Annotated in this window: 18 protein-coding genes and 1 tRNA gene; 14 read left to right on the plus strand and 5 right to left on the minus strand. The window is 72.3% G+C overall.

The window, feature by feature from the left end; all coding sequences use genetic code 11:
- The first annotated feature begins 181 nt into the window (after nucleotides 1-181).
- The 3 genes from LG395_RS07400 to LG395_RS07410 all read left to right on the plus strand — a co-directional run bounded on the left by LG395_RS07400 (nucleotide 182) and on the right by LG395_RS07410 (nucleotide 3939).
- Nucleotides 182-1678 carry an MFS transporter gene (locus LG395_RS07400; RefSeq protein WP_225808853.1) on the plus strand — a complete coding sequence of 499 codons (1497 nt, stop codon included), beginning with the start codon at nucleotides 182-184 and terminating at the stop codon, nucleotides 1676-1678.
- Between the two features lie 186 nt (nucleotides 1679-1864).
- Complete coding sequence (locus LG395_RS07405; protein WP_225808854.1) at nucleotides 1865-2308, plus strand: DUF485 domain-containing protein; 444 nt, start codon at nucleotides 1865-1867, stop codon at nucleotides 2306-2308.
- Nucleotides 2309-2358: 50 nt separating this feature from the next.
- Nucleotides 2359-3939 (plus strand): sodium/solute symporter, encoded by a 1581-nt coding sequence (locus LG395_RS07410; protein ID WP_171159963.1) that lies wholly within the window; start codon nucleotides 2359-2361, stop codon nucleotides 3937-3939.
- Between the two features lie 38 nt (nucleotides 3940-3977).
- Here LG395_RS07410 and LG395_RS07415 read toward each other — a convergent pair whose 3' ends face one another.
- The 3 genes from LG395_RS07415 to LG395_RS07425 form a co-directional block, all read right to left on the minus strand.
- Nucleotides 3978-4865: a DivIVA domain-containing protein gene (locus LG395_RS07415; RefSeq protein WP_225808855.1), complete on the minus strand. Its 888-nt coding sequence runs from the start codon at nucleotides 4863-4865 to the stop codon at nucleotides 3978-3980.
- Between the two features lie 225 nt (nucleotides 4866-5090).
- Nucleotides 5091-8153 (minus strand): SUKH-4 family immunity protein, encoded by a 3063-nt coding sequence (locus LG395_RS07420; protein ID WP_225808856.1) that lies wholly within the window; start codon nucleotides 8151-8153, stop codon nucleotides 5091-5093.
- Nucleotides 8154-8163: 10 nt separating this feature from the next.
- Nucleotides 8164-9204 carry an SMI1/KNR4 family protein gene (locus LG395_RS07425; protein WP_225808857.1) on the minus strand — a complete coding sequence of 347 codons (1041 nt, stop codon included), beginning with the start codon at nucleotides 9202-9204 and terminating at the stop codon, nucleotides 8164-8166.
- A 287-nt stretch (nucleotides 9205-9491) separates the two neighbouring features.
- On the opposite strand from LG395_RS07425, the gene LG395_RS07430 reads away from it, so the two are divergent.
- Together LG395_RS07430 and LG395_RS07435 are read left to right on the plus strand one after the other, a co-directional pair.
- Nucleotides 9492-10007 carry a YwqJ-related putative deaminase gene (locus LG395_RS07430; RefSeq protein WP_171155520.1) on the plus strand — a complete coding sequence of 172 codons (516 nt, stop codon included), beginning with the start codon at nucleotides 9492-9494 and terminating at the stop codon, nucleotides 10005-10007.
- Nucleotides 10008-10065: 58 nt separating this feature from the next.
- A complete protein-coding gene (locus tag LG395_RS07435; RefSeq protein WP_171155519.1) occupies nucleotides 10066-10560 on the plus strand; it encodes an SUKH-3 domain-containing protein in 495 nt (164 codons plus the stop codon).
- 60 nt (nucleotides 10561-10620) lie between these two features.
- On the opposite strand, the gene LG395_RS07440 is transcribed toward LG395_RS07435, so the two are convergent.
- Complete coding sequence (locus LG395_RS07440) at nucleotides 10621-11931, minus strand: sensor histidine kinase (protein ID WP_225808858.1); 1311 nt, start codon at nucleotides 11929-11931, stop codon at nucleotides 10621-10623.
- A 166-nt stretch (nucleotides 11932-12097) separates the two neighbouring features.
- On the opposite strand from LG395_RS07440, the gene LG395_RS07445 reads away from it, so the two are divergent.
- From LG395_RS07445 to LG395_RS07475, 7 genes are all read left to right on the plus strand, one after another.
- Nucleotides 12098-12970 (plus strand): terminase gpP N-terminus-related DNA-binding protein, encoded by an 873-nt coding sequence (locus LG395_RS07445; protein WP_225808859.1) that lies wholly within the window; start codon nucleotides 12098-12100, stop codon nucleotides 12968-12970.
- Between the two features lie 11 nt (nucleotides 12971-12981).
- Nucleotides 12982-13052: transfer RNA gene (locus LG395_RS07450), tRNA-Gln, on the plus strand.
- 128 nt (nucleotides 13053-13180) lie between these two features.
- Nucleotides 13181-14629, plus strand: coding sequence for a bifunctional UDP-N-acetylglucosamine diphosphorylase/glucosamine-1-phosphate N-acetyltransferase GlmU (gene glmU / locus LG395_RS07455; RefSeq protein WP_225808860.1), 1449 nt, complete (start codon nucleotides 13181-13183; stop codon nucleotides 14627-14629).
- 154 nt (nucleotides 14630-14783) lie between these two features.
- A complete protein-coding gene (locus LG395_RS07460; protein ID WP_171155511.1) occupies nucleotides 14784-15764 on the plus strand; it encodes a ribose-phosphate diphosphokinase in 981 nt (326 codons plus the stop codon).
- Nucleotides 15765-15983: 219 nt separating this feature from the next.
- Nucleotides 15984-16577 (plus strand): 50S ribosomal protein L25/general stress protein Ctc, encoded by a 594-nt coding sequence (locus LG395_RS07465; protein ID WP_171155509.1) that lies wholly within the window; start codon nucleotides 15984-15986, stop codon nucleotides 16575-16577.
- Nucleotides 16578-16652: 75 nt separating this feature from the next.
- Nucleotides 16653-17255 carry an aminoacyl-tRNA hydrolase gene (gene pth / locus LG395_RS07470; RefSeq protein WP_171155507.1) on the plus strand — a complete coding sequence of 201 codons (603 nt, stop codon included), beginning with the start codon at nucleotides 16653-16655 and terminating at the stop codon, nucleotides 17253-17255.
- A 52-nt stretch (nucleotides 17256-17307) separates the two neighbouring features.
- On the plus strand, nucleotides 17308-17814 hold the full coding sequence (locus LG395_RS07475) for a hypothetical protein (RefSeq protein WP_171155505.1): 507 nt from the start codon (nucleotides 17308-17310) through the stop codon (nucleotides 17812-17814).
- A 69-nt stretch (nucleotides 17815-17883) separates the two neighbouring features.
- On the opposite strand, the gene ppc is transcribed toward LG395_RS07475, so the two are convergent.
- A complete protein-coding gene (ppc, locus tag LG395_RS07480) occupies nucleotides 17884-20616 on the minus strand; it encodes a phosphoenolpyruvate carboxylase (RefSeq protein WP_171155503.1) in 2733 nt (910 codons plus the stop codon).
- A gap of 304 nt (nucleotides 20617-20920) precedes the next feature.
- Between ppc and LG395_RS07485 the strand changes: the two genes are divergently transcribed.
- Nucleotides 20921-21928: an acyl-CoA desaturase gene (locus LG395_RS07485; RefSeq protein WP_171155501.1), complete on the plus strand. Its 1008-nt coding sequence runs from the start codon at nucleotides 20921-20923 to the stop codon at nucleotides 21926-21928.
- The gene (locus LG395_RS07490; RefSeq protein ID WP_171155500.1) at nucleotides 21925-22602 is read left to right on the plus strand and encodes a TetR/AcrR family transcriptional regulator; all 678 of its coding nucleotides are present in this window, start codon (nucleotides 21925-21927) and stop codon (nucleotides 22600-22602) included. The genes LG395_RS07485 and LG395_RS07490 overlap by 4 nt, the downstream gene beginning before the upstream one ends.
- Nucleotides 22603-22609 lie beyond the last annotated feature (7 nt).

Below are 22609 nucleotides of genomic sequence, written 5' to 3' on the forward strand. Positions count from 1 at the left end.
AGGGGTCCTCCACCGCCGGGTGGAGCCGTTCTCGGGGTCGCCTCCACCCTTCGGTGCGCACCGCCTCCACCCTTCCGCCGCGTCAGGGTCGAGCGCCGCCCGCCATGGGAGGCTGTCGTCCCGGTGGTATGTGCAGGGGACACGGGGCAGCGTCCGACAGGACACACGGGAGGGGTGTGCGGTGGGAAGTACGACACCGGCGATACGCGGCGGAGCCGGCCGGCGCCAGGACACGCGGCGGCGCGGCGCGGTGGTCGCCGCGCTCATGCTGGCGATGGCACTGGCCGCGCTCGACTCCACCGTCGTCTCCACGGCCGTACCGCAGATCGTCGGCGACCTCGGCGGGTTCTCCGTCTTCTCGTGGCTGTTCTCCGGCTATCTGCTGGCCGTCACCGTGACGCTGCCCGTGTACGGCAAGCTGTCCGACACCTTCGGCCGCAAGCCGGTGCTGGTGGTGGGCGCGGCCGTGTTCCTGCTCGGCTCGCTGCTGTGCGCGGCGGCCTGGAACATGGGGGCGCTGATCGCGTTCCGGATCGTGCAGGGCCTGGGCGGCGGGGCGTTGCAGGGCACGGTGCAGACGCTGGCCGCCGACCTGTACCCGCTGGCGGAGCGCCCGAAGATCCAGTCCAGGCTCTCCACGGTGTGGGCGGTCTCCGCGGTCGCCGGCCCCGGGCTCGGCGGGGTGCTCGCCGCCTACGCCGACTGGCGCTGGATCTTCCTGGTGAACCTGCCGATCGGCGCCGCCGCCCTGTGGCTGATCGTCCGTCACCTGCACGAGCCGGAGCGGGCGGAGGCGCGCCCCGCGCGCGTGGACTGGGCCGGGGCGCTCGCGGTGTTCGCGTGCGGCGGGGTGCTGCTGACCGCGCTGGTGCAGGGCGGGGTGGCGTGGCCGTGGCTGTCGGCGCCGTCGCTGGCCCTTGCCGGCACGGGCCTCGCGCTGGTCGCCGTGGTGGTGTGGGTGGAGCGGCGGGCCGCTGCGCCCATCATCCCGGGCTGGGTGTGGCGGCGCCGGACGATCGCGGCCGTCAACCTGGCGCTGGGCGCGCTGGGGCTGCTGATGGTGGCGCCGAGCGTGTTCCTGCCGACGTACGCGCAGTCGGTGCTCGGGCTCGCGCCGGTGGCCGCCGGGTTCGTGCTGTCGGTGTGGACGCTGAGCTGGCCGGTGTCGGCGGCGCTCAGCCAGCACGTGTACCGGCGGATCGGCTTCCGGGACACCGCGCTGCTTGGCATCGGCCTGGCGGCGCTGATCCTGTTCGCGTTCCCGTTCCTGCCCTATCCGGGGTCGTGGTGGCAGCCGGCGCTGCTGATGCTGCTGCTGGGCGGAGCGCTGGGGCTCTTCCAGCTGCCGCTGATCGTCGGGGTGCAGTCGACCGTGGGCTGGTCGGAGCGGGGCACCACGACGGCGTCGGTGCTGTTCTGCCGGCAGACCGGCCAGACCCTGGGCGCGTCCCTGTTCGGCGCCGTCGCCAACGGCGTGCTGGCCGCGCGGCTCGGCGGAGCCGGCGACCTGGACTCCGTCACGCGCGCGCTGGACGACGGTACGGCTGCCGAGGCGACCCGGCGGGCCATCGCCGGCGCGGTCCACGCGGTCTACCTCGGCGCGGCGGTCGCGGCGGCCCTCGCCTTCGTGGTGCTGCTGGTGGTGGCGCCCCGCCGGTTCCCCGTGCTCGAGGACTGAACCCGGGCGGGTCAACGCGGGTAGAACCCCAGATGGCACCCGTTGTCCCGGGGAAAGCGCATACCGACCGGCCAGTTTGGTGAAAACGCCGCGCGGCCCGCGACGCGCGAGTAGCGTGCGTGGCTCAGCTCCCCCACCTCCCTGCGGTCCGCCGCCACGGACCCGAGCCACGCAAGGAGCCCCGGGATGTCCCACGACCCGCCGCACCCCTCGTACTCACCGCGTCCGCCCGAGCCGTCGTACCCGGCGCCGCCGACCTACCCCTGGCAGCCGCCCGCGCCGCCCGAACCGGCGCGTCCGGTCCGCCGGGCGCCGCGCGCGCCCCTCGGCCGCCACAGCGACCTGCGCCTGCTGCGCAGCGCCTACCGCTGGCAGCGGCGCACCGCCACGCTCACCGCGCTGGGCTACTTCACGCTGTTCCTGGTCCTGTCCGCGTACGCGCCCGGCGTCATGACCCGCACGGTCGCCGACGGCATCCCCGCCGGGCTGGTGCTCGCCCTGCTGCAACTCCCCGTCACCTGGCTGGCGATCGCCCTGTACGAGCACACCGCGCGCCGGTACGTCGACCCGCTCGCCGACCGCATCCGCAGGCACGCCGAACTCGACGCGCGGCGCGGAGCGGCCCGGTGACGGCCGCCGCCGGTGCGGCGTCCACCGGCTTCAGCGACTCCGCGCAGACCATGTCGCTGGTGGCCTTCTCCACCGCCGCCACCGTGACCCTGCTGCTGTGCGTGATGACCGGCCCCGACCGCGACGACCTGGACGAGTTCTACACCGGTTACGGCTCCCTGTCCCCGCTGCGCAACGGCCTCGCCATCGCCGGCGACTACATCTCCGCCGCCACCGTCCTCGGCACCGGCGGGGTGATCGCCCTGTGCGGCTACGACGGAGTCGTCCTCGCCCTCAGCACGGCCCTGTCGCTGATGCTGCTGATGTTCCTGCTGGCCGAACCCCTGCGCAACGCGGGCCGGTTCACCATGGGCGACGCCCTCGCCCGCCGGCTGCCGGGGCGCTGCGTACGGATCACGGCCTGCGCGGTGACCATCGCCGCGCTGCTGCCGCTGATGCTCGTCCAACTGGCCGGAACCGGACAGCTGATGGCCTTCATCCTCGGCTTCACCAACGAGTCCCTGAAGACCGGATGCGTCGTCGGCCTCGGCCTGCTCATGATCGCCTACGCGGCGATCGGCGGCATGAAGGGCACCGCGCTCATCCAGATCCTGAAGATCGTGCTGCTGGTCGGCTCGGGCGCCGTACTCGCCCTCCTGGTCCTGCGCCGCTTCGACTGGGACCCGGGCGCCCTGTTCACCGCCGCCGCACGGCAGAGCGGCGCCGGGCCGGACTTCCTGCGCTCCGGGCTGGAGTTCGGCACCAGCCCCAGGGGCCGCGTCGACATGATCGCCTCACAGCTGACCGTCGTCCTCGGCGGCGCCTGCCTGCCGCACATCACCATGCGCATGTACACCGCCTCCAGCGCCCGCCAGGTGCGCCGCTCGATGTCCTGGGCGGTCAGCCTGGTCGCCCTGTTCGTCGTCGTCATCACGGTGGTCGGGTTCGGCGCCACGGCCCTGCTCGGGCGTGAGGCGATCGCCACGGCCGACCCGCAGGGCAACACGGCGTACCTGATGGGCTCGCGCGCGGTGTTCGGCGCCGACGTGTCGACGGCGGAGAGCCTGCTGTTCACCCTGGTCACCACCGCGCTCTTCCTGACCCTGCTCGCCTCCGTGGCCGGGATGATCCTCGCCTGCGCCAACTCCCTCGCGCACGACGTGTTCGCCGCCCGGGTGCAGGAGATGCCGGCCCGCCGCGAGATGACCCTGGCCCGCGTCTCGGCGCTCGCCACGGGGGTGCCGACGATCCTGCTCGCCACCCTGGTGCAGCACCACAGCCTGCAACCCCTGGTCACGCTCTCCTTCTGCCTGGGCGCCTCCGCCCTCGCCCCCGCCCTGGTCTACGGCCTCTTCTGGCGCCGCTACACCCGCGGCGGGCTGCTGGGCACGCTGATCGGGGGCTCGCTGACCGTGCTGCTGCTCATGCCGGGCACCAACCTCGTCTCCGGATCGCCCGTCTCGGCCTTCCCCGGCGCCGACTTCAACTGGTTCCCGTTCACCACCACCGGCATCGTCTCCATCCCGGCCGGCTTCTTCTTCGGCTGGCTCGGCACGGTGCTGTCGGGCCGCGCGAAGGCGGAGCTGCAACGGCACCAGTACGAGGCGGTGGAGGGCTGGATCCTGGCGGGCGCGGTACGCAAGGGAAGGTGACGACGGCGGCCGGCGCCCTCGCGCGCGCCGGCCCGCGGCTACTCCAGGACCACCCTGCCGGTCAGCGAGACCAGGGTCTCGCGCACGGAGTCCATGTGCGCCTGCATCTCGTCCCACAGCTCGCCGTGCTCGCGCAGTACCCGTTCCGTCTCCCCGGCGATGCGCTCCTCCTGAGCGCGCGCCTCGGCGATGATCTGCGCCGCGCGCGCGCTCGCCTCCTCCGGGGAACGGCGCTCGTACTCCTCGGCCTCCGCGAGGGCACGCTCGGCCTCGGCCAGCTCGGCCTCGGCCCGGCTCGTCCGTTCGGCGTACCCGGCGTCCAGCTCCGCCATCCGGTCGGCCTCCTCCCGCTCGGCCCGGGCCCAGCGCGCGGCGAGCTTCTGGGACTGCTCGGCGAGCATGCCGTCGGTGCGCCGGCGCGCCTCGCGCAACTCCGCGAGCGCCTCCATGCGCCCCGACTTCACCGCGCGCCGGGCACCCACGCGCATGCCCTCGGCCTCGGCCTCCACGGCGAGGAGCCACTGACGGGCGCGTTCGTCGGCCTCCGCGCGGACCGCGTCCGCCGCCTCCCGCGCCTCCCGCAGGACGCGCTCGGCGTCCGCCTCGGCCCGCGCGACCTCCTCCGCGGCCTCGCGCCGGGTGCGTTCCAGCAGGTCCGCCGCCTCGTCGAGCACGCACTGGTAGAGCTTGCGGGCACCCTCGCCGAGCGACTCGTACGTCTGCGGCGGGAGCTCGGCGACGGTCTCGCGCAGCAGCGCGGCCTCCGCCCCCATGTCCTTGGCGAGCACGGTCAGCCGGGCGGCGCGCTCCCAGGCGGCGTCCCGGTCCTCGGACAGCGCTTCCAGGAACGCCTCGACCTGGTCGGGACGGTAACCACGCCCCCGGACGGTCGCGAAGCCGTGCGGTGGCATCGATGCGCTGCTCACCCTGGGGACCCCTCTCCACCGGACCTGCACGACAGGATGATTTCGTGCATATCTTTATGGATGGGAAGTAACGGTTCATAACGCGACACTCCGCACAACCGTCTCGCCACCGCCCCGAACGGCCCCCTCACGGACACGCGTCGGCGCCCGCACCGACAACGCGTCGGGCCCCGCACGCGCGCGTGCGGGGCCCGAATCACACCCGGCGACCGGGCCACGGCCGGGCTACAACAGCCCGTCCCACATCTGCTCCAGCAGCACCGACCACCAGCTCTCCGGCGAACCGAGCGCCGCCGGGTCGAGCGCCGCCAGCTGCGCCTGGAAGTCCACGGTCCAGCGGCCCGCCTGCTCCTGGTTCAGCCCGTACCTGAGGCGCCACATCCGGCCCAGCAGCGCAAGGCACCGGGTGAACTCCGGCAGCCCGGTGTTCACGAACTGCGGCGGCACCGGCGCACCGCCCGGCCCCGCCTCCACCGGCACGGCCACGATGTTCGCCGTCCCGTACTGCACACAGACCGCCTTGCCGAAGTCCGTGCCCATCACGAGGTACGACCCCGCGTCCGCCGCCGGCCGCACCCCGCGCTCCGCCGCCAGCTCCGCCAGCGTCGGCACCGGCCGGCCCGGCTGCGCCTGCGCCCAGAAGAACGGGCCCATGTCCAGCGGCAGCCCCGCCACGACCAGGGTGTGCGCCACGATCGGCGGCACACCCTGCCGGGACACCGCCTGCTGCTCGAACCGGAAGACGCCCGGGCCGAACGCCCCGGCCAGCTCCTGCGCGATCCCCTCCGGGGGCACCGGCGGCGCGGCCTGCACCGGCGGCAGCGGCGCCCGCACCGGCGCGGGCCGCGCGGGACCGTCCGCCACCTGGTGCAACTCGCCCTGGTGCGCCAGCAACTGCCGCATGCCCTGCTGCCGGCTCGCGTGGTCCGTGCCGTACGGCGCGATGCTCGCGATCCTCGCCTGCGGCCACTGCTCCCGGATCATCCGCGCGCAGTACGCCCCCGGCAGCTCGCACGACTCCAGCTCCGTGTGCAGCTCCAGCACCTGGTCCGGCGGCACGTTCATGGCCCGCAGCTCGTGGAAGATCTGCCACTCCGGGTGCGGCGTCCCCGGCGCCGAACGCCGGATCAACTGCTGCTCGGACCCGTCCTGCGCGCGGTAGCGCAGCACGGCCTGATAACCGGGACCGACCGTCGGCTGCCCCTGCTGCGGATACCCGTACGCCGGCGCCTGCCCGGGCAGGGGACCACCCGGCGGCGGCACGGCACCCGCGGGCATGGGTGGCTGCCCGACGGGAGCGGTGGGAGGCATACCGGGGGCGCCCGGGGCGCCGCCGGGGGGCGGGGGCGGCGGCTGGGCGCCGGGGGGCATGGCGGAGGCGCCCGGCGCCGGAGGGACACCCGTGGCGCCGGGCGGCGTGGGCATACCCGGGGCGCCCGGCGTGCCGGGGACGCCGGGTACGGGCGGCGGGGGCACACCCGGCCCGGCCACCGGCGGAGCGGCCAGGACCGTCTCCGCGTGGTGCACGGCACCGTGAGCGGAGGGGGTTGCGGGGGCGCCCGGCGGCTGCGGGAAGCCGGGGGCCCCCGGACGGCCCGGGGCGGCCTGGGGCTGAGGGGCGCCGGGTGCGCCGGGCGCTCCCGGCACGTTCGGCGCGCCGCCCGGGGCGTCGTGCGTGCCGGGGGCACCCGGAGCCGCAGGGGTGCCGGGCGAACCCGGCCCGCCCTGCCCACCCGGCGCACCGGAAGGCTGCGGCGCCCCCGGGGCCGGAGACGAACCCGGACCGCCCGCAGCCACAGGTCCGCCGGGCGGGTTCGGCATGCCGGGGGCACCCGGCGCACCCGGAGACCGCGGTGCCGGTCCGTTCAGTCGGCTCGGGTCGGCCAGGACCGTGGCCGCATGGTGCGCATCGCCCGGCGGCCGCGTCCCGCCCGCGTTGCCCTCTCCGTCCCGCGCCTCGGGGCCCTCCGGCCCGACCGCCGACACGAGCCGCGTCGGCACGTACCCGCCCGCCGGCGGGGGCGGCGTCGCCGCGCCCCCCGGACGCGCGCCCGGCGTACCCGGGGCGCCCGGCGGCGGAGGCGGCGCGCCCACCCCACCACGCCCCTTCTTCGGCGGCGCCGCCTTGCTCGTCGCGGCGTCCGCGATCTCCCCCGCGTTCGGCGCGAGCCGCCGCTCGGGCCCACCCGGGGCCGCCGGAGGCTGCGGCGCGTGCGGCGCACCGCCCGGCGCCGGCGGATAGCCGTACCCCGCAGCGCCGGACGTCTGCGGGTAGCCGTACACCGGGGCACCCGGCGGACCGGCCGGCGCGGGGGGCGGCGGCAGAGTGCCCTGCGCCGGCGAATAGGGCGGTACGCCCGCCGGGGGCGTGCCCTGCGCCGGCGGAACGTGCGGATGACCGTACGCCGGCGTGCCCGGCGGCGGGGCCACGCTTCCCTCGCCGACGCCCGGCGCACCCGGCGGGACATCGGCCCCCGGCGCGCCACCCTGCGCACCCGGCAGGTCGAGCGCCGGCGCGACCGCCGTCGCGGGCAGCCGGCTGCCACCCGACATCAGCGCGGTCGGCGCGTCCGGCGCCACCGCCGGCGGACGCGGCGCCTCGTCCGCGTCGCCCAGCGGCGGCGCGAACACCGTCGCGGGCAGCGGCACCGAACGGTCGTCCTCACCGGGCCCGGCGTTCGTGTCGGTACCGGCCCACGGCGTGGCCCCCACGGGCACGTCCGCTCCCCTGGCCACCCCGGCCTGCGTCACGGCCGGTCCGGTCACACCGGACGAAGCCACCGCACCCGGCGCCGTACCACCGGCCGTACCCCCGTCAGGAGCCGGAGCGGCAGCCGGAGCCGGCCCGCGGCCGGCGGACCCCTGCCCGGCCTGACCCGGCGCGTCCGCCCCCTCCGCGCGCCGCTCCCCCAGCCCCAGCTTGTCCGCCGCCTCCTGCAACCACTCCGGAGGCGTCAGCAGGAACGACGTCTGGTTCAGGTCCAGCCGCGCGGGCGCGGGCGCCGGCACCGCGTCCCCCGGCTCCTCCGCACGGCCGTACTCCTCCTCGTACCGGCGGATCACCTCACCCACCGGCAGCGCGGGCCACAGCGTCGCCTCCCCGCTGTCCCGGGCGATGACCAGCCGCTGGCCACCCGCGTCCGAACGCGGACCCTCCGCCCGGTCCTCGCCCCACACCACGAACCCCAGCTCGAACTCCCGCACCCGCACCTCACGGTGCTGGTACGCGGGCACGTCGCCGTTGATCCACTCCTCGGCGCGCTCCTGCGCCTGCGCGTACGTCACCATCGCTCGCCGCTCACTCCCCCACCGGGCCGGACGACGCCGAGCCGGAAGCCACCGGCACGACACGGGCGAAACCGCCGTCCACCATCAGACGGGCCACCGTCTCCAACTCCGGCGGACTGCCCGCCAGGCGGGACAGGAACGCGTCGAAGTCGTCACCGCACGACAGCAGCAGCCGCTCCACCCGCTCCTCCGGCGACCACGACGGATCCACGTCCCGCACGTCGTCGTACGCGCAGAACCACACCGAACCGACCCGCTCGCCCTTCACCTTCACCGCGAGCAGCCCGCCCTGCACGAAGGTCACCCCGAGGTAGTCCTTCGTCAGATGGTCACGCAGACACTTGTTCACGTACACCAGGTCATTGACCGCGGCCTCGTCCCGCACCGTGAAGAACGGCTGGTCCAGCAGCAGCCCCAGCCCGGCGTCCAGCGCCGTGCCGACCGGCGCGCAACCACCCGCCGCCTTCAGGAACGAGCGGTACGCGCCCGGCAGCCGGTAGCCGAGGTCCTCCTCGACGCCCTGCACCTGCGCCTCCGTCACCGCCACCCCCGACTTCGGCAGCCCGAAGTGCGCCGGCCGCGACTCCTGCAACGGCCGCGTACCGCGCTTGCCGTGGTCCACCGGCGCCGTCGCCACCCCACCGTGGTGCCGCAACAGCGCCTTCACCTCGACCGGCACCAACTCCAGCCGCCGCGTACCCGCCACGTGATGCCACGTCCAGCCGTGCGGCGTCGCCACATCCGGCACCATGTCCCACAACTCGTGCCCCGCCGCCGCCAGCGCCGCGTTCGCCGACACGTAGTCCGTCAGCCGCAACTCGTCGACCCCGAACCCCACCGGCGGCTCGGCGATCTCCACCGCCACGCGCGCGTACGGCGAGAAATCCGGGTAACCCCGCTCGTCGACCCGTACCCCTCTCGGGTGACGCGCCGCACGGACCGGATCCGGAAAGTGCACGACCTGCCCGGCGTAGGCCGCGTTCGGCGGCGCGGCTTGTCCACCGGCCTGGCCGCTGGGCGGCACACCCAGCCCGAGCCGACCTGTCGTCATGGCGGTTGCCCCCTGCGGCGTTCTCTCTGGCCTGAACGGCGGTGTCGATCGCGGATGGCGACAGCCTATGCGGTACGCCAACCCCGGTCACCGGCCCACCGCGACCCCGCCCCGGCCCCCGCCCGCCCCACCGGCACACCCGCCCCGCCGCCTTCGTGACCACCCGTCACCCCACCGTCACAGCCCGCCCGGACACGGGCGTGTCGCACCGCCCCAGCTTCCACACCAGCCACGGCATTTGGCACCCTGTGTCCTTCGGGGGGACGCCCGGGGAGGGAAGAACGATCATGAACGCTCTACAGACCGGAGGTACCGACGTGCGGGCCGGCGACCCTCGCATCGACTGGAGCGGCACCGACACACCCCCCGCCCCCACCCTCCACCACCGCCGCGACGGCATCCTCCCCACCGTCGCCGCCGCCCTCTCCGTCCGCGGCGCCACCCTCACCGGCACCGCCGCCCGCAGCGACCAGCCCCCGGCCCTGCACCCCCTCGTCCAGGACTTCCTCGACACCCTCACCAGCGACCAACGCGACCGCTTCACCGGCCGCTGCGCCGAAACCATCCTCATCTCACGGCACATCGCCGCCGCCGACGCCACCCGCAGCAAACGCGCCGCCCGCAGACCCATGACCAACGGCGAAGCCCGCAAAGCCCTCAAACACGCCAAACTCACCGCCCGCCGCATACGCGAGGACGGCGACCCCCTCCACGGCAGCTTCGCCGCCCCCTGCCGCGCCTGCACCGCCCTCAGCGCCCACTTCGGCGTCCGCATCGTCGACCCCACCGCCACCGCCGACTGACCCCCGGCGACCACCAGCACCACCGGAACCACCAGCACGCACGACGATCGAAGGGCAGATGCACCCCGACCGCACCTCGACCACGCGCTTCCCCGTACCCGTCGACGCCGCCCTGCGCGCCGCCGGCTGGCAACCCGGACGCTGGGACATAAAGCAGGCCGAGTTCTGGGCCGACGCCCTGCGCGAACACACCTCACCCGCCGGACACCGGCACACCGTGTTCCCCGCCGCCGTCGAAGCCTGGGCCGAATTCGGCGGCCTGAGCATCACACCCACCGGCCCCGGCCGCCAGATCGCCCCCGCCGGCCTCCGCGTCGACCCCCTCCACGGCCTCCACCACGCCCGCACCCTCGGCGACCTCGGCCGCGCCCTCGGCACCGAACTCAGCCCCCTCGGCGAGGAGACCGACAACGCCGCCCTCCTCGCCATCGACGCCGAAGGCCGCGTCTACACCATCGACCACACCGGCGACTGGTACCTCGGCCCGGACATCGACCACGCCCTCGCCACCCTCATCACCGGCATCCAACCGGTCCGCCTCACAGCCGGCTGACCCCCGGCACCCACGCGCCACCCCGCCGGCACCGGCCCCGGCGACCCGCCACCTCGCCGGCTACGCCGGGATCACCGCCGACACCCGGAAACCCCCCGCGTCCGTCGGACCCGACACGAACACCCCGCCCAGCGCCACGACCCGCTCCCGCATCCCCACCAGGCCGTTCCCACCCGACGGCAACCCCGCCGCCGACGCCGACGCCGGCTCCGGCGGCGGCTCGTTCTCCACCTGCATCGCGATCTCCGACACCCGGTGCGCCAACCGCACGTGCGTCTTCGCACCCGCCGCGTGCTTGTGGACGTTCGTCAACGCCTCCTGCACCACCCGGTACGCCGTCTGCTCGACCTCCGCCGCATACGGCCGCACCTCCCCCTCGACCGACAGATCCACCACCATCCCCGCGGCGGCCGACTGACCGATCAACTCATCAAGCTCCGACAGAGACGGCCCCTCCGCCGCCCCCTCCACCTCGGCCACCCGGGACGCCGCCGCCGCGGCCGCCTCCCCCACCACCGCCAACGGCGCCGACGCCGCACGCCGGCCCGCGCCCTCCCCCGCCCGCAACACCCCCAGCATCTCCCGCAGCTCGGTCAACGCCTGCCGCCCCATGTCCCCCACCAGCGCCGCGTTGCGCACCGCCTTCTCCGGGTCCTTCCGGGCCACCGCCTGCAACGCCGCCGCATGCACCACCATCAGACTCACCCGGTGCGCGACCACGTCATGCATCTCCCGGGCGATCCGCGTCCGCTCCTCGTTACGCGCCCACTCGGCCCGCTCCTCCGCCCGCTCCGCGAGCAACTGCAGCTCCCGCTCCAGACTGTCCGCCCGCTCCCGCAGACTCTCCATCAACCGCCGCCGCGCCCCCACGTACAGCCCCAGCAGCACCGGCGGAGCCGTCAGCCCCAACGCCGTCGTCACCGCCGCGAACGGCACGAACCAGTCACCCAGCGTCAGGTCCCCGCGCGACATGTCCTGCCGCACCCGCACGAACGTCACCACCGCCGTCCCCAGCAGCGACATCCCCGACAACACCCCGATGACCCGCCGCGGCAGCTCACACGCGGCCAGCGTGTACAGACCGACCACGCCCATCAGGAAACCCATCTGCGCCGGCGTGATCGCTATCGCCACCAGCACCACCGCGATCGGCCACTTACGGCGCACCAACAGCACCGAACCGGCGACCAGACCGAACACGATCCCCACGGACGCCGGGATCCCCGCGTCCCGCGCGAACGGAATCCCCTCCGCCGCGCACTCCAGGGCGGACACCAGCGCGAGGCCCCCGTCGAACACCGCGCTGCGCCGCCTCACCCACCACCAAGGGCCGGTCAACGCCCTCGCGTGGTCTTCCCCCGTCGTGGTCATGGCTCCAGCCTACGGGCGACGGCCACGGCATTTCCGGTGACTTTCGCCTACCGCCACACGCCACCCTCCGTGACCGAACGACCTCGAAACCACCCCCTATCCCTCGAACTGGTGAACCTCCGCCGTTCGACCCCGGAACCCGGCATTCCGTCCGGACGGTATGCGTATGGCACATTCACCGGGCACATACGCCGACTTCGAGACCCTGCGAGAGCAGGCGATCACCCTCCGTCGCGCCGGCCGCAGCCTCCGCCAGATCCGGGACGAGCTGAAGATCTACAACAACGACATCCTCAACCAACTGGTGAAGGGCGAACCACCGCCGGAGTGGACGAGGCGCCCGAGGGCGAAGGACGACCTTCGCGAGAGGGCGCGGGAGCTACGGCTCCAGGGCTGGACGTACGACCGGATCGAGGCGGAACTGGGCTGCTCACGAAGCTCCGTGTCGCTGTGGGTGCGGGATCTGCCGCGGCCGGAGCGCCGACGAACCCCCGAGGAGGCGGCCGCCATCGCCCGTAAGGGCTGGGAGGAGAAGCTGCGCATCCGGGACGAGGAGCGGCGGCGGACGAAGGAAGAGGCCAAGCGGTCGATCGGCGAGCTGTCGACGCGCGAGCTGTTCCTGGTGGGCGTGGGCCTCTACTGGGCCGAAGGCGGCAAGGACAAGCCGTACGACCGCCGGGAGAACGTCACCTTCGTGAACAGCGACCCCGGAATGATCGAGGTCTTCCTGGCGTGGCTCGACCTGCTCCAAGTGGAGCGGGATCGCCTGCGGTTCACCGTGATGATCCACGAGAACGCCGATGTGGGCGGAGCCGAGCGCTACTGGGCCGACCTGGTCGGCGCAGACCACTCCATGTTCAACAAGACGGCGATCAAAAAGCACAACCCGAAAACGGTGCGCAAGAACACCGGCGCCGACTACCGCGGCTGCCTCGTGGTCAAAGTCCTGAAAGGCGCCGACTTGTACCGTCGCATCGAGGGCTACTGGTACGGCATAGTGGAGGCCGTGCGCGAAGCCGATCAACCAAATCGGACATAGCGCACGAACTATCCCGGATCGTCTAAAGGCAGGACAAACGGTTTTGGTCCGTTGAATGAGGGTTCGAATCCTTCTCCGGGAGCTCACAGCACACAAGACCCAGGTTCGGGCCCTGACACCACCGTCAGGGCCCGCACTCATGTCCCCCTCAACCCACCCCGGTATCCTGCGGCTGTCACCCCCACCCACCCACAGCCGAAGGGCAACCCCGTGAGCGCCATCCGCCCGGCCGCCGTCGTCGTTCTCGCAGCGGGTGAGGGCACCCGTATGAGGTCGGCCACACCCAAGGTCCTGCACGACATCTGCGGCCGTTCCCTGGTCGGACACGTGCTGGCCGCCGCCCGTGAGCTGGACCCGCAGCACCTCGTCGTCGTCGTGGGCCACGCCCGTGAGCAGGTCGGCGCGCACCTCGCCGAGATCGACCCGGCCACCAGGACCGCCGTGCAGGCGGAGCAGAACGGGACCGGGCACGCCGTGCGGATGGGTCTGGAGGAGCTGGGCGGGTCCGTCGACGGGACCGTCGTGGTCGTGTGCGGGGACACCCCGCTGCTCACCGCGGACACGCTCCGGCGGCTCACCGAGACGCACCACGCGGACGGCAACGCCGTGACCGTGCTGACGGCCGAGGTGCCGGACGCGACCGGGTACGGCCGGATCGTGCGGGACGGGGCGACGGGTGCCGTCACGGCGATCGTGGAGCACAAGGACGCGTCCGAGGCGCAGCGGGCGATCCGGGAGATCAACAGCGGTGTGTTCGCGTTCGACGGGCAGCTGCTGGCGGACGCGCTGAAGAAGGTGCGGACGGACAACAGTCAGGGTGAGGAGTACCTCACGGACGTGCTGGGGATCCTGCGGGAGGCCGGGCACCGGGTGGGGGCGTCGGTGGCGGCAGACCACCGTGAGATCGCCGGGATCAACAACCGGGTGCAGCTCGCTCAGGCGCGGCGGATCCTGAACGACCGTCTGCTGGAGCGGGCGATGCTGGAGGGGGTCACGATCGTCGATCCGGCGACGACGTGGGTCGATGTGACGGTGGCCTTCGAGCGGGACGCGGTGGTGCATCCGGGGACGCAGCTGACGGGGTCGACGCGGCTGGGTGAGGGTGCCGAGGTGGGGCCGAACAGCCGGCTGAAGGACACCGAGGTGGGTCCGGGGGCGCGGGTGGACAACACGGTGTCGGACGGGGCGGTCGTGGGTGCGGGGGCGTCCGTGGGGCCGTACGCGTATCTGCGGCCGGGGACCCGGCTGGGCGCGAAGGGCAAGATCGGGACGTACGTCGAGACGAAGAACGCGTCGATCGGGGAGGGCACGAAGGTGCCGCACCTGTCGTACGTGGGGGACGCGCGGATCGGTGACTACACGAACATCGGCGCGGCGAGCGTGTTCGTGAACTATGACGGTCAGGACAAGCATCACACCACGGTGGGGTCGCACTGCCGGACGGGTGCGGACAACATGTTTGTGGCTCCTGTCACGGTCGGGGACGGTGCCTACACCGCGGCCGGGTCGGTGATCACGAAGGATGTGCCGCCCGGTTCGCTGGCCGTGGCCCGTGGTCAGCAGCGGAATATCGAGGGTTGGGTGGCCCGGAAGCGTCCGGGGAGCGCGGCGGCGAAGGCGGCCGAGGCGTCGTCCGGGCAGGGTGGGAACGAGGACTGACCGGAAACGCGTGCGCCAATCACGGCGTACCGTGATAAGTGCACATCCGCACGTGTGCATCCTGCACCCTTACCAGCTGATACGGCCTCTCACGCCCAGCCGAGAGGTCGCCGAGCAGCCGGCTGGCTGAGACAACCTCTGAGGAGACTGTGCTGTGACCGGGATCAAGACGACCGGCGAGAAGAAGATGATGTTCTTCTCCGGCCGCGCCCACCCCGAGCTTGCCGAGGAGGTCGCCCAGCAGCTGGGTGTCGGGGTCGTCCCGACGAAGGCCTTCGACTTCGCGAATGGCGAGATCTATGTCCGTTACCAGGAGTCGGCTCGTGGTGCGGACTGTTTCCTGATCCAGAGCCACACGGCTCCGATCAACAAGTGGATCATGGAGCAGCTCATCATGATCGACGCGCTGAAGCGTGCTTCGGCGCGGTCGATCACCGTGATCGTGCCGTTCTACGGTTACGCGCGGCAGGACAAGAAGCACCGGGGTCGTGAACCGATCTCGGCGCGTCTGATCGCGGATCTGATGAAGACGGCGGGTGCGGACCGCATCCTGACCGTGGATCTGCACACGGATCAGATCCAGGGTTTCTTCGACGGTCCGGTGGACCACTTGTTCGCGCTGCCGCTGCTGGCGGACTACGTGGGTGCGAAGGTGGACCGGGAGAAGCTGACGGTGGTGTCGCCGGACGCGGGCCGGGTGCGGGTGGCGGACCGGTGGTGTGACCGGCTCGGTGCGCCGCTGGCGATCGTGCACAAGCGGCGTGACAAGGACGTGGCGAACCAGGTGACCGTCCACGAGGTCGTGGGTGAGGTCAAGGGTCGTGTGTGCGTCCTGGTGGATGACATGATCGACACGGGTGGCACGATCTGCGCGGCCGCCGACGCGTTGTTCGCGCACGGTGCGGAGGATGTCATCGTGACGGCGACGCACGGTGTGCTGTCGGGTCCGGCGGCCGATCGGCTGAAGAACTCGCAGGTGAGTGAGTTCGTGTTCACGAACACGCTGCCGACGCCGGGTGAGCTGGCGGCGGATCTGGACAAGATCACGGTGCTGTCGATCGCGCCGACGATCGCGAGCGCGGTGCGTGAGGTGTTCGAGGACGGCTCGGTGACCAGCCTCTTCGACGAGCAGTGAGGTTTCTGCACTCACGTCCGCGTCTCCTTGCGCGCTCCCTCGGGCGCCCGTAGGTGATCGTTTTGGGTACGGCCTCCCCCTCCGAGTAGACTGCTGCAGTTGCTCGGCGAGGGAGGCCGTACTCGTGTACGGCGGTCCGTTATCGACGCGCTCTTCGTAGCAGGCCGTTCGTGGCCGGGTGACCACGTCCGTTCCGAGTTCCTACGAGGAGTGATCCATATGTCCGAGGTCAAGCTCAGCGCCGAGACCCGCACCGAGTTCGGCAAGGGTGCGGCCCGTCGCATCCGCCGTGACAACAAGGTGCCGGTCGTTCTGTACGGGCACGGCTCCGAGCCGCTGCACCTGACCCTGCCGGGCCACGACCTGCTGCTGGCGCTGCGTACGCCGAACGTCCTGATCTCCCTGGACATCGACGGCAAGGCCAACGAGCTGGCGATCCCGAAGGCCGTGCAGCGCGACCCGCTGAAGGGCTTCCTGGAGCACGTCGACCTGCTGCTGGTCAAGCGCGGCGAGAAGGTCACGGTCGAGATCCCGGTGCACGTCGAGGGCGAGCTGGCCCCGGGCGGCAACCTGCTGGAGCACGTCCTGGACGCGCTGCCGGTCGAGGCCGAGGCCACGCACATCCCGGAGCAGGTCACCGTCTCCGTCGAGGGTCTGGCGGCCGGTGCCTCCATCCACGCCAAGGACATCGCGCTGCCGAACGGCGTGTCCCTGTCCGTGGACGAGGACGCCGTGGTGATCCAGGTCCTGCAGGCCCAGGCCGAGGAGACCGAGGGCGAGGGCGCCGAGGGCGAGGAGGCGGCCGAGGCCTGATCCTCGCCGCCGTCATCATCGGTCCGGCCGCCGCCTCCCTCGCCGGGGGCGGCGGCCGGCGCGTATCAAGGAGACATGGACGTGACCACCGCCGCCAGTGATCCCTGGCTGATCGTCGGGCTCGGCAATCCCGGGCCGGAGTACGCCATGAACCGGCACAACGTCGGTTTCATGGTGGCCGACCTGCTCGCGGAGCGGATCGGGGGGAAGTTCAAGCGGGCGGGCAAGGCACAGGCACAGGTGCTGGAGGGGCGGATCGGTCCGGCGGGGCCGGGGAGCCGTCGGGTGGTGCTGGCGAAGCCGATGTCGTACATGAACCTGTCCGGTGGTCCGGTGAACGCGCTGCGGGACTTCTACAAGGTTCCGGTGGGGAACATCGTCGCGGTCCATGACGAGCTGGACATCGACTACGCGACGCTGCGGCTGAAGCTGGGCGGCGGTGACAACGGGCACAACGGTCTGAAGTCGATGACGAAGGCGATGGGGCCGGACTACCACCGGGTGCGGTGCGGGATCGGCCGGCCGCCGGGGCGGATGCAGGTGGCGGACTTCGTGCTGAAGGACTTCTCGTCGGCGGAGCGCAAGGAGCTGGACTGGTTCGTGGACCGTGCGGCGGACGCGGTGGAGTGTCTGGTGACGGAGGGGCTGGAGCGGGCGCAGAGCGCGTACAACTCCTGACTTGTCCGGGCTTGGCCCTCCGGGGAGTTGACCGGCCGTAGGGATATGGCCAATGATCCCGGCCATGCCTGCCTCAGCCAGTACCGCTCGCCAGGCGTCCGGGTCCGCGTTGCGGTTCGGGCGGGTGGCGGCGATGGGTGCGCTCGCCGCGCTGATCGTGTTCGCCGGGGTGCGGGGGTCCTGGGGGACCGCCCAGCACGTGATGCTGGCGAAGGGGCGTGAGTCCGGCACGGTGACGGTGGCGCGGTGTGCCGACGACATCTGTACGGGGCCGTTCACGCCCACGTCGGCGGGGGCGCGGCCACGCGCGCGCGTGGAGATCGAGAAGTCGGTGACGGTGCGCACGGGGGCGACGTACGCCGTGGTGCTGAAGCCCGGTACCGCGCAGGCGGTGCGGTCGGGTCCGGCGGGCATCCTGTACGCGTGGCTGCCGTTGGGCGGGGCGCTGCTGCTGGCCTCGGTGGTGGTGGCGGGCGGGATGCGGCTGGCCCGGATGGCGTGGGTGCTGGGGTTGTCCGGTGTGGTGCTGCTGACGGCCGCGTTCGTGGCGTTGCAGTGAGAGTGCGCGGGAAAAGGGGGTGCCCCCGGGGTCGTACGACCTCGGGGGCACCCTTTTTTTTCCGGCGGGTCAGCCGGTGTTGCGCAGGCCCGCCGCCACGCCGTTGACGGTCAGGAGCAGGGCGCGGGAGAGCAGCGGGTCGGGGTCGGTGCCGGCCGCGACGGCGTCGCGCTGCCGCTTGAGCAGGGCGACCTGGAGGTAGGAGATGGGGTCCAGGTAGGCGTCGCGGATGGCGAAGGTCTGCTTGAGGACCGGCTGGGCGTCCAGGAGTTCCTGCTCGCCGGTGATCCGCAGGACCTCGCGGACGGTCAGCTCGTGTTCGGCCTTGATGGTGTCGAAGACGTGCTTGAGCTCGTCGGGGACGAGGGTGTCGACGTAGTGCTGGGCGATCCGCAGGTCCGTCTTGGCGAGGGTCATCTCGACGTTGGAGATGAAGTTGCGGAAGAAGTGCCACTGTTCGTGCATCTCGCCGAGCACGCTGTCCAGACCGGTTTCCCGCAGCGCCTTGAGGCCGGAGCCGACGCCGAACCAGCCGGGCACGATCTGCCGGGACTGGGTCCAGCCGAACACCCACGGGATGGCGCGCAGGCCGTCGAGCGAGACGCCCGAGCCGGGGCGGCGGGAGGGCCGCGAGCCCAGGTGCAGCTCGGCGAGCTGGTCGACGGGCGTGGAGGCGAGGAAGTACGTCGGCAGGTCGGGGTCCTCGACCAGGCGGCGGTAGGCGGCGTGGGCGGCGTCGGAGACGACGTCCATGGCCGCGTCCCAGCGGGCGAGGGCCTCGTCGGACTGGCGGGGTGCGGTGTGCAGGGCGGAGGCCTGGAGGGTGGCCGCGACGGTCAGTTCCAGGTTCTCCCGGGCGAGGGAGGGGATGAGGTACTTGTCGGAGATGACCTCGCCCTGTTCGGTCACCTTGATCTCGCCCTCCAGGGTGCCCCAGGGCTGGGCGAGGATGGCGTCGTGGGAGGGGCCGCCGCCGCGGCCGACGGTGCCGCCGCGGCCGTGGAAGAGGCGCAGGCGTACGCCGTAGCGGTGGGCGACGTCGCGCAGCCGGCGCTGGGCGCGGTGGATCTCCCACTGGCTGGTGGTGATGCCGCCGAACTTGGAGGAGTCGGAGTAGCCGAGCATGACCTCCTGGACGTCGCCGCGCAGCGCGACCAGGCGCCGGTAGGACGGGTCGGAGAGCATGTCCTCCAGGATGGTGTCGGCGGCCTTCAGCTCGTCGGTGGTCTCCAGGAGGGGCACGATGCCGATCTTCGCCCAGCCGGCGTGCAGGTCGAGCAGGCCGGCCTCGCGGGCGAGGACGGCGGCGGCGAAGACGTCGTCGGCGCCCTGGCACATGGAGATGATGTAGGACTCGACGACCTCGGGGCCGAAGACCTCCAGGGCGCGCTTGACGGTCTGGAAGACGCCGAGGGTCTTCTGCCCGGCGGCGTCGACGGGGGCCGGGGTGGGGGCGAGCGGCCTTCTGGAGCGCAGTTCCTTGGCGAGGAGCTTGGCCCGGTACTCGCGGGGCATGTCGGCGTAGCACCAGGACTCCTCGCCGAGCCGGTCGAAGAGCTGGCCGAGGGCGTGGTGGTGGGCGTCGGCGTGTTCGCGGACGTCCATGGTGGCGAGCTGGAGGCCGAAGGCGGCGAGGGTGCGGATGGTGCGGGCGAGGCGGCCGTCGGCGAACAGGCCGCCGCGGTGCTCGCGCAGGGAGACCTGGATGACGCGCAGGTCCTTCAGCAGCTCGGCGGTGCCGAGGTAGTCGCGGCCTTCCTCGTGCGGGGTGCCCTTGGCGAGGCGCTGCTTGGTGTTCTCCAGCTTCTGCCGGATGCAGGTGGCCTTGAGCCGGTAGGGCTCCTCGGCGTTGAGGCGCTTGTAGCGGGGGCTGATCTCGGGGAGCAGGTCCAGGTCGGTCTTGAGGGAGTCGAGGAGTTCCTCGGTGGCGCCGGTGTAGCGGATGGAGTTGGAGAGCAGTCCGCGCAGCTCGTCGATCGTGTCCAGGGCGTCGTTGATGCCGTGTTCGTGCTGGAGGATGAGGACGTCCCAGGTGACCTGGGGGGTGACGTTGGGGTTGCCGTCGCGGTCGCCGCCGATCCAGGTGCCGAAGGTGAGGGGGCGGGTGTCGTCGGGGAGCTTGACTCCGACGCGCTCCAGTTCGGCGGTCAGGTCCTCCAGGACGTCTCCGACGGCGTCGGCGTGCAGCTCGTCCAGGTAGTAGATGGCGTTGCGGGCCTCGTCGGCGGGTTCGGGGCGTACGACGCGCAGCTCGTCGGTCTGCCAGACGAGGTCGATGTTCTCGGCGAGGCGGACGTCGTGGCGGCGGCGGTCGGATTCGAGGACCGGGGTGTCCAGGAGCGCGGCGATGCGCCGGAGCTTGTTGAGGACGGAGCGGCGCGCGGCCTCGGTGGGGTGGGCGGTGAAGACCGGGCGGACGTTGAGGTTCTGGACGGTCTGCCGCAGGTGCTCGGGGTCGGCGTCCTTGAGCCGGTCGGCCGTGCGGGCGAGCAGACCGCCCTCGGCGGCGCGCCGGGCGCGCAGTTCACGGCCGCGGTGCACCTGTTCGGTGATGTTGGCGAGGTGGAAGTAGGTGGAGAAGGCGCGGACCAGCTTGGCCGCGGTCTCCAGTTCGGTGCCGCGCAGCAGCTCGGCGGCGGCGTCACCGTCTTCGCGGGTGAGGCGGCGGACCTTCTCGACCAGTTCCAGGAGTTCGGGGCCTTCCTGCCGGACGAGGGTCTCTCCCAGGAGATCACCCAGCCGGCGGATGTCGGCGCGCAGCTCGCTGCTGGTCGTGGTGGTCTGGTCGTCGGCACTGCTCACAGGTGCGGCTCCTTGCAGTGTTGAAGCTCGTCTGGGAGGGAACCCGGCCGGCTGCCACACACGGCGGGTGCCGCATACGGGCCGGAGGGTCCGGGAAGGAAACTTCAGCGGACCGCGCTGTCCGACCGAGTCCAAGGATAGGTGGCCATGTGGACGCGCAGGGTCTGGGGCTCTTGCCGCCGCGCGACACGCTGCCATACTTACGACGCCGTAGGTTACGGAACCGTAGGGAAGCACCGCAGGGTCCCGCACGGTCCCGGGTACCCGGCATCTGCCTCGACCATCGACCCCACAGGGGACGCGCATGACCTCAAGTTCCGATGTGATCGAAGAAGCCCGTAAGGCCACCGACACACCCCCTCCCTCCGCCACGCTGGGCGGCGAGCAGAAGCGTTCGATCGAGCAGATCACGCTGCTCCTGTTCATCACCGTGCCGTTCCTGGCGCTGGTGGCGGCCGTGCCGCTGGCCTGGGGCTGGGGGGTGAGCTGGCTCGACATGGGCCTGCTGGTCTTCTTCTACTTCCTGGGGTGCCACGGCATCACGATCGGTTTCCACCGGTACTTCACCCACGGTTCGTTCAAGGCGAAGCGGCCGCTGCGGATCGCGCTCGCGATCATGGGTTCGCTGGCGGTCGAGGGGCCGCTGGTGCGCTGGGTGGCCGATCACCGCAAGCATCACAAGTTCTCCGACGCGGAGGGCGATCCGCACTCTCCGTGGCGGTTCGGCGAGACGGTGCCGGCGCTGATGAAGGGCCTGTGGTGGGCGCACATCGGCTGGATGTTCGACGAGGAGCAGACCCCGCAGGACAAGTACGCGCCGGATCTGATCAAGGACCCGGCGATCCGGGCGGTCTCCCGGCTGTTCGTCCTGTGGACGGCCGTGTCGCTGCTGCTGCCGCCGCTGATCGGCGGTCTGGTGACGATGTCCTGGTGGGGCGCGTTCACCGCGTTCTTCTGGGGTTCACTCGTCCGGGTGGCGCTGCTGCACCACGTGACCTGGTCGATCAATTCCATCTGCCACGCGGTCGGCAAGCGGCCGTTCCGGTCGCGGGACCGTTCGGGCAACGTGTGGTGGCTGGCGGTGCTGTCCTGCGGCGAGTCCTGGCACAACCTGCACCACGCCGACCCGACGTCGGCGCGGCACGGCGTGATGCGCGGGCAGATCGACTCCTCGGCCCGGTTCATCCGGTTCTTCGAGCTGCTCGGCTGGGCGTACGACGTGCGCTGGCCGTCACGCTCGCGTATCGATTCGCGCCGTAACACCGGGGAAGGCGGCTCCCGGCGCGGGAGGGAGACGGCCGAGGCGGCATGATTGACGCCGTGGCGACCGACTCCAGCAGTACCTCAGGCACCGACAAGCAGCGGCGGACCCGCCGGACGCGTATGACCGGTGCCGAGCGCCGCCAGCAGTTGCTGGAGATCGGTCGCACCCTCTTCGCCGCCAAGGGTTTCGAGGGCACGTCGGTGGAGGAGATCGCGGCGAAGGCCGGGGTGTCCAAGCCGGTGGTGTACGAGCACTTCGGCGGCAAGGAGGGGCTGTACGCGGTGGTCGTGGACCGCGAGATGCGGCGCCTGCTGGACATGGTCACCAGTTCGCTGACGGCCGGCCACCCGCGTGAGCTGTGCGAGCAGGCGGCGTTCGCGCTCCTGGACTACATCGAGGAGTACACGGACGGTTTCCGCATCCTGGTCCGCGACTCCCCGATCCCCCAGTCGACGGGTTCCTTCGCGTCCCTGATCTCGGACATCGCCACCCAGGTGGAGGACATCCTGGGCCGGGAGTTCAAATCGCGCGGCTTCGACCCCAAGCTCGCCCCGCTGTACGCCCAGGCGCTGGTCGGCATGGTCGCGCTGACCGGCCAGTGGTGGCTGGACGTGCGCCGTCCGAAGAAGGCCGAGGTGGCGGCCCATCTGGTGAATCTGGCGTGGCACGGCCTGGACGGGCTGGAGCAGAAGCCGCGGCTGATCGGTCACCGCAAGAGCTGAGCACCCT

The organism is Streptomyces spinosus (assembly GCF_020400655.1).
In the GTDB taxonomy this organism is placed as follows: Bacteria; Actinomycetota; Actinomycetes; order Streptomycetales; family Streptomycetaceae; genus Streptomyces; species Streptomyces argyrophylli.

Bases quoted from the DNA above. Each gene is read 5' to 3' on its own strand.
- LG395_RS07465 (WP_171155509.1), top strand. From the start codon at position 15,984: ATGTCCGAGGTCAAGCTCAGCGCCGAGACCCGCACCGAGTTCGGCAAG.
- LG395_RS07410 (WP_171159963.1), top strand. From the start codon at position 2,359: ATGTCGCTGGTGGCCTTCTCCACCGCCGCCACCGTGACCCTGCTGCTG.
- LG395_RS07430 (WP_171155520.1), top strand. From the start codon at position 9,492: ATGAACGCTCTACAGACCGGAGGTACCGACGTGCGGGCCGGCGACCCT.
- LG395_RS07475 (WP_171155505.1), top strand. From the start codon at position 17,308: ATGATCCCGGCCATGCCTGCCTCAGCCAGTACCGCTCGCCAGGCGTCC.
- LG395_RS07425 (WP_225808857.1), bottom strand. From the start codon at position 9,204: ATGACGACAGGTCGGCTCGGGCTGGGTGTGCCGCCCAGCGGCCAGGCC.
- LG395_RS07485 (WP_171155501.1), top strand. From the start codon at position 20,921: ATGACCTCAAGTTCCGATGTGATCGAAGAAGCCCGTAAGGCCACCGAC.
- LG395_RS07440 (WP_225808858.1), bottom strand. From the start codon at position 11,931: ATGACCACGACGGGGGAAGACCACGCGAGGGCGTTGACCGGCCCTTGG.
- LG395_RS07445 (WP_225808859.1), top strand. From the start codon at position 12,098: ATGGCACATTCACCGGGCACATACGCCGACTTCGAGACCCTGCGAGAG.
- LG395_RS07405 (WP_225808854.1), top strand. From the start codon at position 1,865: ATGTCCCACGACCCGCCGCACCCCTCGTACTCACCGCGTCCGCCCGAG.
- LG395_RS07490 (WP_171155500.1), top strand. From the start codon at position 21,925: ATGATTGACGCCGTGGCGACCGACTCCAGCAGTACCTCAGGCACCGAC.
- LG395_RS07435 (WP_171155519.1), top strand. From the start codon at position 10,066: ATGCACCCCGACCGCACCTCGACCACGCGCTTCCCCGTACCCGTCGAC.
- LG395_RS07420 (WP_225808856.1), bottom strand. From the start codon at position 8,153: ATGGTGACGTACGCGCAGGCGCAGGAGCGCGCCGAGGAGTGGATCAAC.
- pth (WP_171155507.1), top strand. From the start codon at position 16,653: ATGGACGTGACCACCGCCGCCAGTGATCCCTGGCTGATCGTCGGGCTC.